The sequence below is a fragment of the Allobosea sp. 10L422 genome, assembly GCF_056395345.1.
This window is the reverse complement of sequence record NZ_JBFTJI010000002.1, coordinates 76,885-90,516: the sequence shown is the minus strand read 5'-3', so window position 1 is coordinate 90,516 and position 13,632 is coordinate 76,885. Positions and strand designations below refer to the sequence as shown.

Sequence of the window (13,632 nt, the reverse complement as noted above, 5' to 3'; positions counted from 1 at the left end):
CGGAAGCACAGAACGGCGCGTTGGGCGGCCGCTATGGCGGATCGGCCGATGCTTCAGACGCAGCGGCCGCCGTCGACCGCGAGCACCGAGCCCGTCACCATGTCCGCCTCGTCCGAGCAGAGGAACAGCGCGGCATTGGCGATGTCCTGCGGCGTCGAAAACCGGCCCCACGGGATCGAGGCGGTGAACTGAGCGCGCCGCTCGGGCGTGTCCTCGCCCATGAAGGTGGCGAGCAGCGGCGTCTCGCCGGCCACCGGCGCGATTGCGTTGACGCGGATCTTGTCCGGCGCAAGCTCGACCGCCATCGACTGCGAGATCAGGTTCGCCGCGCCCTTCGAGCCATTGTACCAGGTCAAGCCCGGTCGCGGGCGCAGGCCCGCGGTCGAGCCGATGTTGAGGATGACGCCGCCGCCATGCTCGCGGAAATGCGGCACCGTCGCCCGCGCCATCAGATAGATCGACTTCACGTTGACCGCGAAGATCCGGTCGAACTCCTCCTCGGTCACCTCAGTCATCGGCTTGTTGCGATGGGTGGTGCCGGCATTGTTCACGACGATGTCGAGCCGCCCGACTTTGGTGAGGATCTTCTCGACCGCCTTGTCAACGCTCTTGGCCTTGCCGACATCGCAGGTCACGGCGAAGGCCTTGCGGCCGATCGCCTTGGCGGCTTCCTTGGCCTTGTCGCCGTTGATGTCCAGCACCGCGACGCGCGCGCCCTCGCGCACGAAGGTCTCGGCGATGCCGAAGCCGAAACCCTGCGCCGCCCCGGTCACCAGCGCCGTCTTGCCTTTCAGTCTCATGGATGTTCCTCATGCTTTGCGATTGCGCGATGTTTGAAACGATTGAGCGAGTCGGTAAATGCGCTTTCATGCGCAGCCGGATACGGAAATCGTATGGGCGAAGTCGTCATTCTCGGGCGAAGCGAAGAGCAGACCCGAGAATCTCATGACGAGAGGGCGGTGGTTTCCGTCATGCTCGGGTCCAGCCCGAGCATGACCGCGGGACCTTAAGCCCCGATCTCCTCGCGCAGCATCTCCAGCTCCAGCCAGCGCTCCTCGGCATCGCCGATCTCGCGCGCCACCTCTTCCAGCCGCGCCGTCGCCTTGGCGAAAAGCTTGGGATCGCGCGTGTAGAGATCGCCCGCCACGGCAGTGTTGAGCTTTGCGGCTTCCACCTGCAGGGCCTCGATCTTCTTGGGCAATGTCTCCAGCGCGTGCTTCTCGTTGAAGGAGAGCTTGCGCTTGGACGCCGGCGGGGCCTGTACGGGGGCACCCGTAGTCTTTGGCGCCGCAGCTGGCGCTTTCTCCAGCACTCGCACCTTGGCGCCGACACCGCGACCGCGCTGCGCCAGCATGTCGGAATAGCCGCCGGCGAATTCGGTCCAGACGCCGTCTCCGTCCGAGATCAGCACGGCCGAAACGACCCGGTCGATGAAGTCGCGATCGTGGCTGACCAGCAGCACTGTGCCCTGATAATCGGCCAGCAGTTCCTGCAACAGGTCGAGCGTTTCGAGGTCAAGGTCGTTGGTCGGCTCGTCCAGCACGAGCAGGTTCGACGGTTTCGCCAGCGCCCGTGCCAGCATCAGCCGCCCGCGCTCCCCGCCCGAGAGCGCGCCGACCGGGGTGCCGCGCTGGATCGGCTGGAACAGGAAGTCCTTCATGTAGGAGACGACATGGCGGGGCTGGCCGCCGACCATCACCTGGTCCGAGCCGCCACCCGTCAGTGCATCGCCAAGCGGCGTCGCCGGATCGAGGCTTTCGCGGCGCTGGTCGAGCGTCACCATCTCCAGCGCCGTGCCGAGCTTGACCGTGCCGCTGTCGGGCGCGAGCGCGCCGGTCAGCAGGTTGATCAGCGTCGTCTTGCCGGCGCCGTTCGGGCCGACGATACCGATCCGGTCGCCACGCGCCACGCGCAGCGACAGGTTCTTGATGATAACGTTGTCGCCATAGGCCTTGGCGACGTCGATAGCCTCGATGACCAGCTTGCCGGAGGTCTGCGCCTCGCTCGCCTCCAGACGGACATTGCCGACCGCGCTGCGGGCCGTGCGGCGCTGGTCGCGCAGCGAATGAAGCTCACCGAGCCGGCGCTGGTTGCGGGTGCGCCGGGCGCTGACGCCGTAGCGCAGCCAGTCCTCCTCGCGCGCGATCTTGCGGTCGAGCTTGTGGCGGTCGAGTTCTTCCTGCGCCAACACCTCGTCGCGCCAGGCTTCGAACTCGCCGAAGCCCTTCTCCATCCGCCGCGTGACGCCGCGGTCGAGCCAGATCGTCGCGCGCGACAGCGAGGTCAGGAAACGCCTGTCGTGGCTGATCAGCACCATGGCCGAGCGCAACGACTTCAGTTCCTGCTCCAGCCATTCGATCACCGGCAGGTCGAGATGGTTGGTCGGCTCGTCCAGCAGCAGGATGTCAGGCTCCGGCGCCAGCACGCGCGCCAACGCCGCCCGGCGCCCTTCGCCGCCCGACATCGAAGCCGGATTCTCCTGCCCGGTCAGGCCGAGCTCTGTCAGGAGATACTGGGCGCGATAGGCGTCGTCACCCGGCCCGAGCCCCGCCTCGACATAGGCGAGCGAGGTCCGGTAGCCGGTGAAATCCGGCTCCTGCGGCAGATAGCGGATGGTCGCGCCAGGCTGGACGAAGCGGTCGGCGCTGTCGGGCTCGACGAGGCCGGCCGCAATCTTGAGCAGGGTCGACTTGCCCGAGCCGTTGCGGCCGACCAGGCAGACGCGCTCGCCGGCCGAGACCGCGATCTCGGCAGCTTCGAGCAAAGGCTGTCCACCGAAGGTAAGCGCGACGTCGCGCAAATGCAGCAAGGGGGCCATGGTCCGTCCTGTGTTCCGGCCTGCGGGATAGACTGCCGCCGCCGCCCTGTCACGTCCGCAGGCGATGGCACGGCCCTTGCCAGCGCCGTTCCGCCCCCTATCGTGAGGCGCAGCAGCCCATGAGTCCGAGAGCCATGCCCAGCGAACGCCCCATCGGGATCGGCCATAATGGCGGTCCGCCGCTGAAGGAGCGCAAGCGCCGTTCCTCGAGCGGATCAGGCAATATCGGCCGCTATTTCGACTGGCGCTTCGCCCATCGCAAGGCCTGGAAGAAGCCGCGCGAGATCGCGCTGCGGCGTGAGGAGAAGGCATCTGCCCTCGGCCTGACCTATGAGGAATATTCGCTCGAGATCATGGAGCGCGGCTATTATCCGCAGCCCGAGCATGTCGAGACGATCAAGTCCAAGCGGGCACAGCGGCGCAAGGATGGCGGCGTGGTCGGCCAGTCGCTGAAGGGCATGAAGCTGAACTGAGTGGCGCCGTTATTCGCGGGCGAAGCCCTCGGGTCCGACCGTCGGCCGGCCCAGAGATAAACCCCGCGCAGACCCGAGAATCTCATGAAAGGGAGCTCCGGGGCCCCTTCCTGCCGGAGATCATCGGGTCAAGCCTGAGCAGGACGGCCGCCTCTGCTTTCCAACCAGCGCCGCACAAGCCGCGTCGCCGGCTTCTCGAAGAAGCGATAGAGCAGGACTGCCGCCACCACGGCGCCCGTAAGTGCGAGTACGATGAAGAGCAGCGGCGCGTGGAGCCCGATCCGCAACGCGACCTCGCGCATGCCCCGGATCACGAAGGGATGGACGAGATAGAGCGCATAGGAGGCATCGCCGACCGCCGCCAGCGCCTTGACCGGCCACACCGGCACGATGCCTTCGCGCCCACAGCCCGCGGCCAGCATCAGCAGGACGGCCGCGCCGCCGCGCCATAGCACGCTGCTCCATGGGCCATCCGTGCCCGGCAGCTGCGCGGCCGCGATCAGCAGGGCTACGCCCCCCGCGGCGACCGCAACGCGCAAGGCGCCATGCAGGCGAAGCCCTCTGCGCCGCAACACGGCAATGCCCATGCCGGCTGCGAATTCCAGAACGATCGGCTGCCCCCAGAATCCGAAAGGCAGCGACAAGGGTCCGCCCAGGCTCTCCCCCCCGACCAGTACCGCCAGGACCAAAGTGACAGCCGGCAAGGTCCAGCCTTTCGGCAAGATGAGCCCGAGCGCGAACAGCGCGTAGAACAGCATCTCGTAGTTCAGCGTCCAGCCCAGCGAATAGACCGGCTGAACCAGGCCCTGCGTCGAGACAACCGGCCAGAACAGATAGGAGCCGAGGATCTGCGTGAAGCTCGGCACGCCCGAATTGAGCGCCGCCGGCACGACGAGGCCGACGAGCAGAAACAGGGTCGTCATCGCCCAATAGAGTGGGACGATGCGCGCCAGCCGGCGCTTCAGGAATTCGCGCCAGGCGCCGGGCCGCCCGAACAGGTCCTGCGAGGCATGGACCATGATGAAGCCGGAGACGACGAAGAAGATGTCGACGCCGGCCATCCAGGGCAGCAGGTCGCTGCGGCTGAAGCTCAGGCCCGCCCGCTCGGCCAGCGCGGCGGCGTCCGGCTGCACGTGATGAATCGCGACCATGAAGGCCGCGAGCGCGCGCAGGACCTGGATCGAATAGATGGGCTGCACGCGAACCTGTCGTGAAGCAGTCGGATGAGCGGGGCGCTCAGCCAAACCACAGCCGCTTCGGATCGTCGAGCCCGAAACGATGGAGATTGGCGGCAATCGCGGCGAGCCCCTGCTCGGCGGCGTCCTTCGTGGTGACGACGTGCAGAGCAAAGCGCGCCGCGAGATCCTCCATCGGCGGCTTGCCAGCAAAGGCGGCGCGAACCGCCGCCCGGTCCGCGAGCGGCAGCAGATGCGGCGCGATTCCACCCGCGATGAAGACACCGCCCGTCGCCTTGAAGACGAGGGCCAGATCGCCGGCGACACGCGCCAGCAGCCGCCAGAAGCAGACCACCGCCATCAGCGCTGCCGGATCGCCGTCATGGGCGAGGCGGGAGACGTCGGCAGCGCTCACCTCCGCCTCCAGCATGCCCGAGGTCCGCGCCACGGCCCGGTGCAGGCGCACGAGCCCGTCGCCGCTCAGCAGATGCTCGACGGTGAGGCGCGGTATGCCTTCGCTCAAAGCCGGCCAGAGCCGCTGCTCGGTCTGGTCCTCGGGGCCGATGCCGATATGGCCGGCTTCGGTCGGGATCAGCATGCCGCGTTCGCCATGTGTCAGCAAAGCCGCGGTTCCGAAGCCAGTCCCCGGACCCAGCACCAGCCGCACGCCTTCCCGCTCCGGCCTGCCCTCGATCAATGTGGCGACGTCGTGCGGGCTCAGGACGGCAAGGGAAGCCGCCAGGGCCTCGAAGTCGTTGACCAGCAGGCCCTGCGTCAGCCCGAGAGCCTCCGCGATCCGCGGCCCATCGAGATTCCAGACAGCATTCGTCAATTGCGCCTGCCGGCCGTCGAGCGGCCCGGCGACGGCAAGCACGGCCGAACGCGGCTTCTCCGGAGCCTCCGCGAGCACTGCGGAAAATGCCGCCTCCGCCGTCGGATAGCTGCCGGTGCCGATCCGCGCCAGCGGCTGGTGGGGGCTGTCCGGGTCTGGGACCAGCGATAGCCGGCAGTTCGTGCCGCCGATATCGGCGACCAGCACCGGATAGGATATCGACGGCGGGCGCATCAGAGCGGCTTCCGCCAGGGCGCGAACCAGCCGAGACCTTCGAGCGTGCCGCGCTCGGGCCGATATTCGCATCCGACGAAGCCGTCATAGCCGAGCGCATCGAGCTCAGCGAAGAGGGTCGGATAATCCGGGCCCGAGGCGTCGGGTTCGTGGCGGCCATTGGCGCGAGCGATCTGGACATGGCCGACGAGCGGATAGAGCGCCTTCAGCCGCGCCGAGACATCGCCGTGGATCAACTCGCAATGATACATGTCGAATTGCAGCCGGACGTTCGGCCGGCCGGATTCGCGCACATAGGCCGCAGCCTGATCGAAGTCGTTCAGGAAGTACCCCGGCATGTCCTTGCCATTGATCGGCTCGAGCAGGAGGTCGACGCCGTGCTCCGCCAGCTTGTCGGCGGCGTAGGCGAGCGAGGCGCGGTAGGTCTTCTGCGCGATGGGATCGTTGGGATCGGCGAGCCCTGCCATCATATGCAGGCGCTTGACACCGGTCTCGTGCACATAAGCCAGCGCCGTTTCGACCGAGGCCTTGAACTCGTCCTCGCGACCAGCCAGCGCCGCAATGCCGCGCTCTCCTTTGGAGAAATCGCCCGGCGGCAGGTTGAACAGAGCCTGCGTGAGCTCTCCGCCGGTCAGCGCGAGCCCGATCTGCTCGGGGGTATGCTCATAGGGAAACAGGAATTCCACGGCCTCGAAGCCGGCCTCCGCGGCCGCTCTGAAACGGTCGAGGAAATCCCATTCGGTGAACATCATCGAAAGGTTGGCGGCAAAACGCGGCATGAAGGTCTCTGCGGAATAAGCGGTAGCAATCACGGCAAGCTAGCGCGCTGCGCCGGCCGCGTCATGACCAAACGCCGCAGGGAGGGGATGCGTTCCGATGCCGCCCCTCGGCGGCTACTTCTTTTCCGGCTTCGGCGGCGGATTCGGATCGGCCGAGAAATGCCGGAAAACCATGTCGGGAGAGGAGGTGTTGTGACGCGAATGGGTGGTGCGCCCCATCCAGATATCGGTTGCCTTGCCACCCTGGAACGGCATCAGGGCCTCCTCCCGCCAGCCCTTGGCGCTGGGCTCGCGCACCGCGATACGGGCGACGTCGTTGTTGAACTCGGTGACGTACATCGAACGCAAGGCGACAAAGGCCCTGCCCCCCGTCACCGGCTTGTCGAGGACGGCATCCAGCACCATCCGGTTCTCGTCGACGCTGTCGAGTCTCAGGCTACCGGCGGACCCGTCCTTGAAGTTCAKCTTGAAGGTCAGGGTCTTAGGATCGAATTCGATCTCCTTGATGTTCACGACCGGGCGCCCATCCTGCTCGATCGGCCCGAACAGGAAGGAGGAGCCGTAGGAGGAGAAGCCGAGATGTTCCGGCGGCAGCGGCCGGGCGCGCCAGTAGCCGTCCTGCGGATAGACGACCAGTACCTCGTAGGACTTGTCCTTGCCGAGCTTCCAGAGCTGAACGAGATGCAGCCCCTTCTCCACCCGGTCGCCGACGCGGAAGGTGGTGTCGGCCGGCCGCCAGAAAGTCGGGAAGGTGTAGCCGACCAGCCAGTAATCGATCGTTTCCCAGAAGGTGATGCGGCGCGGCGGTATCGGCGGCGTGAAGGAAGGATCGCCCTTCATGTCGCAGTTCGCCCAATCGGCATCCCAATTGTCGCGCACGAGTCCCGCGATATAGGCCGGATGCGCGGCTTCGATCTGGAAACGCCGCACCTCAGGCGAAATCGCCTTGATCGTGACGTTGTCCTTCTCGGCGCAGAGCACGGGCTCGGATTCGTTCCTCACCTCGACGGCGACGTCGCCCGCGGCCCGCGCAATCGTCAGGGAGGCGAGAAGCGCGACCGAAACCGCGAGCGGGCGAAGAAGGCTGAGCATGGCAATCCCTGGCGAGTGATTTCGGGAGCAGCGTAGCGACGCAAGATGAACGCCGGCTGGCCGCATGGCCTCACCTGCCGGGCAGTGCGGGCGAAACCGAAACAGGTTCTGGCTTGCACTGCAACGCCGGTATTGGCCGATGGTTGCCAGGGTTTCATTGTCCGGGATGGCGGAGGCGATCGATGCAGATGCCGCCTCTGCACCCCGTCTTCAGCCTTGAAGGATGGCGTAGACATCGCCCGAATTGGCCGCATGAGGCAAACCGCGCAGATAATCGCCCATGGCATCCGCGCTCGCGGGCTCGCCGAGCTCCAGCCTCTGGCTCTCGCCGATCGCGACGTTGAAGCGATAGGGGCCGAGCGTCTCCAGTACGGCGAGGCAGGCCTCCGCCACCTCGCGTTGGATCGTCGTGAATTCGAAGGAGATCACCGGCACCGCCTTGGTCAGCCCCGCGAGCACATGCGCCTCGAAGCCCTCGACATCGATCTTCAGAAGCTTGGGCAGGCCGTGGCGCAGGATCAGCCGGTCGAGCGTGGTGCAGGGCACGCTGATCTCGTGGTCCCAGACCTGCCCCTCCCAGCCGCGCGCGCCGGACGCGGCGCCGATGAAGGCGGCCGACGCCGTCGAGACCGTCGGGTTCGCGCTGTTGATCCTGAGCGCGATCGAGCCCTCGTGATCGCCGCAAGCGGCTGCGATCAGCGTCACCAGCGGGTCGCGCCGGTGGATCAGGCGGATCACCCGAGCCGGTCCGGGCTGCGGCTCCAGCGCCACCACGCGCGCGCCGAGCCTGCGGAACGAGGAAATCCGGTCGCCGACATGGGCGCCGATGTCGAAGGCGAGATCGCCCGGCCGCAGGAAAGTCCCATAGAGCTGGTCCATCGCTGCGTTGCGCTGCTTGTCGCCGTGATAGATGCGCAAGGAGCGCGACAGCGCCTTCACCGTTCCCTTCGGATAGACGGTGGCGTTCATGCGCTGTCCCCGTCGCGGATGGCAGCCAGTACGGGCGGCATGTCGAAATCCTCGGGGATTGCGCAAAGCCCGTGGCGGGCCAGCCAGGCACCCGCAGCCGGCCAGGCGGTCAGCATCGCGAACGGGATCGCGAGCAGATAGCCGGCCGTGAGGGGCAGGGACCAGATCAGCACGGCCGGCGCGATGACGCCGAGCCCGGCAAACAGATAGATCCCGAACAGCAGATGCGGCCATAATCCCGCGAAGGCCGTGGCGAAGCTCAGCGCATGGGCATCGCGCGCCTGCCCATTCCAGCCGATCCGCGCCTTGCCAAAAGCGAGGCCGATCATGAACAGCGTGGTGCGGAAGCTCGAGACCGCGCCCTGGAGGAAGGCGAACAGTGTCTCGATCAGCGCCGAGAACAGGAAACGCACCGCGCCGCCATAGCGCCGCACGCCGCCGCGCGTCAGCAGGATGTCGGCGAAGCCGGCGAGCTTGGGCGAGAGATACATGGCCAGGAACAGAACATAGAGCCCCGCCGTCAGCGCTGCCGGATAGTCCGCGATCGTCCGGTCCTCCATGGCCTTCAGCGGCAGCAGCGCGATCATCAGCGTCCAGGCCGGCAGACCGAGGAACATCAGGACCGCCCAGACCAGCTGAAACCGGCTCATCGGCTTGAGATGGGCTAAGTCGAGCAGCTTGAGGTACTGCAGATTGCCGAGACACCAGCGCAGGTCGCGCTTGGCGAATTCCAGCATGGTCGGCGGATTCTCCTCCCAGCTCCCGCCCTCGACCGGCAGCACGCGCACCTCGAAGCCGGCACGGCGCATCAGCGTCGCCTCGACCTGGTCGTGGCTCATGACGGCGCCGCCCAGAGGTGGTCCTCCGGGCAGCACAGGCAGATCGCAGTGGTCGCGGAACGGCGCGATCCGCACCAGCGCATTGTGCCCCCAGAACGGCCCGCAATCCCCACCCCACCAGGCCGAGCCCATCGTGTAGGGCCGCATGCCCTGGCGCATGCCGAACTGAAAGATGCGGGCGAAAGCGGAGCGGCTGGGCATTCCGACCACGAGACTCTGCAGGATTCCGAGCTTTGGATAGGCCTGCATCATTCGGGCCATGCCCAGGATCGCCTCGCCTGACATCACGCTATCGGCATCGAGCGGCAGCATCAGCACGTAGCGCTCGCCCCAGCGCTCGCAGAAATCCCGGAGATTGCCGGCCTTGAAGCCGTCATTCTCAGCGCGGCGTCGATAGATCAGGCGTGCGGGCTCGCCGAGTTCTCGCGCCCAGGCAGCGGCAAGATCCTGCTCTGCGGCGGCGACAGCCGGGTCATTGGTGTCGGACAGGACGAAATAGTCGAACCAGATGCCCTCACCCGTCTCGTCAAGGCTCCGCTTCACCACCTCGAGCCGCCGGAAGGCGCGCGCCGGATCCTCATTGCGCAAGGTCATCAGCACCGCGGTGCGCAGCGAGAGCGGCGTCGCCCGCTGCCCGGCGGCGGCGAAGGGCGCGACCTCGGCAAGCCCATCCTTGCGGCCATGCAGCAACCACAGCCCGATCGCAGCGTTCCAGAAGCCCAGCACGGTCCAGGGTGCCCCGACAAGGAAGGCGACGAAGATCGCCACATCCGCAACCGTCCAGCCGCCCGCCCCCAGCACCTGAGCAAGCCCCGCCAGCAACAGGATCAGTGTCGCGAGATTGAGCAGGAGAACGAGGAGGCGCCGCCGCCGGAGGACCATTGCGTCCTGCAGGCCGGCCGGCGTCAGGCCGATCGCTTCGTCCCCTTGCGTCACCCGCTGGAACGTGTTCGGACCGGGACGCTGGTTCGTGGCAGTCTCTGTCATGGGGGCAGACAGGCTCGGACGGAGGGCAGACGCGATGGCGCGGGAGCTAAAGCCTGCAACCACGATTGACGCAAGGGCCAAGGCCCTCGCGCTTTGGTATATAGCCCCCCGTGAATGCAAGCTGAATGATGTGGCCCTGCCGCTGCCTGGTCCGGCAGACTGCCTCGTCACCACATTGTGGAGCGGCCTGAGCCGCGGCACCGAGCGGCTGATATTCGAAGGCCGCGTGCCGCCTTCCGAACATGAGCGCATGCGCGCGCCCTTTCAGGAGGGTAATTTTCCCTTCCCGGTCAAATACGGCTACTGCGCCGTCGGCCGCGTCGATGCCGGCCCGCCGGACATGCTAGGCCGCATCGTCTTCTGCCTGCATCCGCATCAGGACCGTTTCATTGCACCGCGCAGCAGCCTGATACCGGTTCCCGACAGCGTTCCACCCCGGCGCGCCATCCTCGCCGCCAACATGGAAACGGCCCTGAACGCCCATTGGGACGCCGGCTCCGCCCCGGCCGACCGGATTGTCGTGGTGGGCGGCGGCGTGCTCGGCCTGCTCGTCGCCTGGCTCGCCGCACGCCTGCCGGGAGCCGACGTGACGCTGGTCGATGTCGAGCCCGGCCGCGCAGGGCCGGCCGCCGAACTGGGCTTTGGCTTCGCCATGCCGGACGCAGCGCCGCGCGACGCCGATCTCGTCTTTCACACCAGCGCGACGGCGGCCGGCCTCGCTACCGCCGTGGCTGCGGCCGGCACCGAGGCGCGGATCGTCGAAATGAGCTGGTATGGCGAGGGAACGGTGCCGGCGACCCTCGGCTGCGCCTTCCATGCGCGCCGTCTGCAGCTCGTCTCGTCGCAGGTCGGCATGGTCGCCGCCTCGCATCGGGCGCGCTGGGACCACGCACGACGGGCGGCAGCGGCGATGACGCTCCTCGCCGACGACCGGCTCGACGCTGTAATCACCGAGGAGATCCCCTTCCGCGATGCACCGCAGCGCATCCCGGAACTGCTCGCGCCGGGCGCCGCTGGCCTCACCGCCGCGATTTGCTATGAAACGCGGCCGTGACCGCGCCCGCTTCGGGCGTCTCTCCAGGAGATCGCATGTTTTCCGTCGAAGTCCGCGACCGCATCATGATCGGCCACTCCTTGCCCGATCCCTTCTTCGGTCCCGCGCAGAACATGCATGGAGCGACGTTCGTGGTCGACGTTGCCTTCTTCCGCGAGACGTTGAACCGGCAGAACGTGGTCGTCGACATCGGCGCCGCGCTCGACATGCTCGGCAAGACCCTGAAGCCGCTCAACTACCAGAATCTCGACGCCCTGCCGCAATTCGCCGGGGTCCTGACCACCACTGAATTTCTCTGCAAGCATATCTTCGACGCCATGTCCGCCGCCGCGAAATCCGGCGCGCTCGGCGCCGATGGCGCCGGCCTGTCGAAGATCCGCGTGACGCTGCACGAGACCGACCTCGCCCGCGCCAGCTACGAGGGCGTGCTGGGGTGAAGGGCATCGTCTTCGCCATCCCCGGCAATATCGATCTGCCGACCGGCGGCTACGGCTATGACCGCCGTCTCCTGCGTGAATGGCGCGAGATGGGCGTCGAGGCTCGGCATCTGGCCTTGCCGGGCGGCTTTCCCTTCCCGACCGAAGCCGATCTCGCAGCGACGGAATTGCTGCTGGCGGCGAGCGCGCCGGACGACATCCTGCTGGTCGACGGTCTCGCCTTCGGCGCCTTTCCCGAAGCGTTCGCCGCGCGCTTCGCCGACCGGCTGGTCGCGCTCGTCCACCATCCGCTGGCGCTCGAAACGGGCCTCGAAGCCGCCCAGGCAGCCGCGCTGCGCGCGAGCGAACGCGCCGCTCTCGGCCATGTCCGCTCCGTGGCGGTGACGAGCCCCGCGACGGCAACGGTTTTGAGCACGGAGTTCGGCGTCCCCGAGAGCCGCATTTTCGTCGCCGTTCCCGGCGTCGATCCCGCGCCGCGCGCCACCGGCAGCCACGGCGATCAACCCCTGCAGCTGCTCGCAGTCGGCTCCCTGATTCCGCGCAAGGGTTACGATGTCCTCATCGAGGCGCTGATGCGGATTGCCGACCGCGACTGGCATCTCACCATCGCCGGCTCTCCCGATTACGCCCCCGAAACCGCGGCCGCGATCGAGGCCCATATCCGCTCCGCCGGGCTGGCGGACCGCATCTTGCTTGCCGGGGCCGTGCGGCCGGACAACCTCGGTGAACTCTATGACAAAGCTGACCTATTCGCCATGCCCTCGCTCTATGAGGGCTACGGCATGGTTCTGACGGAAGCGCTGGCGCGCGGCCTGCCGATCGTCTGCACGCTGAGCGGCGCGGGCGCGGATGCCTTGCCGGCCGATGCGGCTCTCAAGGTGCCGCCCGGCGACGTTGCGGCACTTGCCAATGCGCTTGCGAGGCTGATTGATGCGCCGGCTGAGCGCCGGCAGAGGGCCGATGCGGCATGGGCGGGAGCCGGCGCCTTGCCACGCTGGCACGATGCGGCCCGCATCGTCGCGCGGGCATGTCTGGGCGGCGGCAGCCGGGAGGTGGGTTGATGGCTGGATTTTCTCCGGAATGGCTCGCCTTGCGCGAGCCTGCGGATCATGCCGCGCGCAATCCGCAGGTGCTCGCCGCGGTCGGCTCGTATTTCTCCGACAGGCCTTCGCTGTCCATCCTCGATCTCGGCTGCGGCGCAGGCTCGAATCTGCGCGCCTCCTACGCGGCCCTGCCCGACCGTCAGCACTGGACACTCGTCGATCACGATGCCGACCTGCTTGCCCATGCCCGCAGCCGCCTGGCGGATTGGGCCGATGAAGCGCGCGAGCAGGGCGAGGAACTCGTCCTCGCCAAGGGGGAAAAACTGATCGGCGTGGACACGCGCCGCGTCGACCTCAACAAGGATCTCGACTGGGTGCTCGGCTGGCGGCCAGACCTCGTGACGGCCGCCGCCCTCTTCGACCTCACCTCGCGGCGCTGGATCGAGCGCCTCGTCGCCGCGCTCACGAGCCAACGCCTGCCGCTCTATGCCGTGCTGACCTATGACGGCCGCGAGGCTTGGCAGCCGGAGCACCCCGCCGATGCCGGCATGCACGCCGCCTTTGTCGATCATCAGCGTGGCGACAAGGGCTTCGGCCCCTCCGCTGGCCCGGCGGCCTGCGAGATCGTGGCCGAGGCCTTCCGCAAGGCCGGCTTCGCGGTTTCGATGGGCGACAGCAGCTGGCTGATCGATGGCGCTCGCGCCGATCTGCGCGCGGCCCTGGCCGAGGGCATTGCGCAGGCCGTGCGCGAAACCGGACGGGTCGATCCCGCGACCGTCGAGAGCTGGCTTGCCGCACGCAGCGAGGCCGGATCGGCGCGGATCGGCCATCAGGATCTCTGGGCGCGCCCGGTCTGAGGCTTCACCCCGAAAACGAGCCGGATCGCCATCTTCCCTCCGG

Annotated in this window: 13 protein-coding genes; 5 read left to right on the top strand and 8 right to left on the bottom strand. The window is 67.5% G+C overall.

The genetic code is table 11. The features are described from left to right. Positions 1-53: 53 nt before the first annotated feature. Complete coding sequence (locus AC1DEZ_RS04740; protein WP_476778843.1) at positions 54-800, bottom strand: SDR family oxidoreductase; 747 nt, start codon at positions 798-800, stop codon at positions 54-56. Between the two features lie 206 nt (positions 801-1,006). Next, positions 1,007-2,818 carry an ATP-binding cassette domain-containing protein gene (locus tag AC1DEZ_RS04735; protein ID WP_476778842.1) on the bottom strand — a complete coding sequence of 604 codons (1,812 nt, stop codon included), beginning with the start codon at positions 2,816-2,818 and terminating at the stop codon, positions 1,007-1,009. A gap of 134 nt (positions 2,819-2,952) precedes the next feature. On the opposite strand from AC1DEZ_RS04735, the gene AC1DEZ_RS04730 reads away from it, so the two are divergent. Next, entirely contained in the window at positions 2,953-3,291 is a 339-nt protein-coding gene (locus tag AC1DEZ_RS04730) for a hypothetical protein (RefSeq protein ID WP_441511954.1), read from the top strand. A 128-nt stretch (positions 3,292-3,419) separates the two neighbouring features. Here AC1DEZ_RS04730 and AC1DEZ_RS04725 read toward each other — a convergent pair whose 3' ends face one another. The 6 genes from AC1DEZ_RS04725 to mdoH all read right to left on the bottom strand — a co-directional run bounded on the left by AC1DEZ_RS04725 (position 3,420) and on the right by mdoH (position 10,198). Next, positions 3,420-4,490 carry an acyltransferase family protein gene (locus AC1DEZ_RS04725; protein WP_476778841.1) on the bottom strand — a complete coding sequence of 357 codons (1,071 nt, stop codon included), beginning with the start codon at positions 4,488-4,490 and terminating at the stop codon, positions 3,420-3,422. A 37-nt stretch (positions 4,491-4,527) separates the two neighbouring features. Continuing rightward, positions 4,528-5,532 (bottom strand): glucokinase, encoded by a 1,005-nt coding sequence (locus AC1DEZ_RS04720; protein ID WP_476778840.1) that lies wholly within the window; start codon positions 5,530-5,532, stop codon positions 4,528-4,530. After that, on the bottom strand, positions 5,532-6,311 hold the full coding sequence (gene otnI, locus AC1DEZ_RS04715; RefSeq protein WP_476778839.1) for a 2-oxo-tetronate isomerase: 780 nt from the start codon (positions 6,309-6,311) through the stop codon (positions 5,532-5,534). Before otnI ends, AC1DEZ_RS04720 begins: the two co-directional genes overlap by 1 nt. 114 nt (positions 6,312-6,425) lie before the next feature. Continuing rightward, positions 6,426-7,403 carry a hypothetical protein gene (locus AC1DEZ_RS04710; protein WP_476778838.1) on the bottom strand — a complete coding sequence of 326 codons (978 nt, stop codon included), beginning with the start codon at positions 7,401-7,403 and terminating at the stop codon, positions 6,426-6,428. A gap of 210 nt (positions 7,404-7,613) precedes the next feature. Then, positions 7,614-8,372 (bottom strand): FkbM family methyltransferase, encoded by a 759-nt coding sequence (locus tag AC1DEZ_RS04705; protein ID WP_476778837.1) that lies wholly within the window; start codon positions 8,370-8,372, stop codon positions 7,614-7,616. Continuing rightward, positions 8,369-10,198, bottom strand: a complete 1,830-nt coding sequence (mdoH, locus tag AC1DEZ_RS04700; protein WP_476778836.1) for a glucans biosynthesis glucosyltransferase MdoH — start codon at positions 10,196-10,198, stop codon at positions 8,369-8,371. The genes AC1DEZ_RS04705 and mdoH overlap by 4 nt, the downstream gene beginning before the upstream one ends. A 250-nt stretch (positions 10,199-10,448) precedes the next feature. On the opposite strand from mdoH, the gene AC1DEZ_RS04695 reads away from it, so the two are divergent. The 4 genes from AC1DEZ_RS04695 to AC1DEZ_RS04680 are packed head-to-tail and all read left to right on the top strand — an operon-like array spanning position 10,449 to position 13,589. Continuing rightward, positions 10,449-11,252 (top strand): zinc-dependent alcohol dehydrogenase, encoded by an 804-nt coding sequence (locus tag AC1DEZ_RS04695; protein WP_476778835.1) that lies wholly within the window; start codon positions 10,449-10,451, stop codon positions 11,250-11,252. A 35-nt stretch (positions 11,253-11,287) separates the two neighbouring features. Further along, positions 11,288-11,689 (top strand): 6-pyruvoyl trahydropterin synthase family protein, encoded by a 402-nt coding sequence (locus tag AC1DEZ_RS04690; RefSeq protein ID WP_476778834.1) that lies wholly within the window; start codon positions 11,288-11,290, stop codon positions 11,687-11,689. Beyond that, positions 11,686-12,750, top strand: a complete 1,065-nt coding sequence (locus tag AC1DEZ_RS04685; RefSeq protein ID WP_476778833.1) for a glycosyltransferase family 4 protein — start codon at positions 11,686-11,688, stop codon at positions 12,748-12,750. The genes AC1DEZ_RS04690 and AC1DEZ_RS04685 overlap by 4 nt, the downstream gene beginning before the upstream one ends. Further along, positions 12,750-13,589, top strand: a complete 840-nt coding sequence (locus AC1DEZ_RS04680; protein WP_476778832.1) for a class I SAM-dependent methyltransferase — start codon at positions 12,750-12,752, stop codon at positions 13,587-13,589. The genes AC1DEZ_RS04685 and AC1DEZ_RS04680 overlap by 1 nt, the downstream gene beginning before the upstream one ends. The last annotated feature ends 43 nt before the right edge of the window (positions 13,590-13,632 follow it).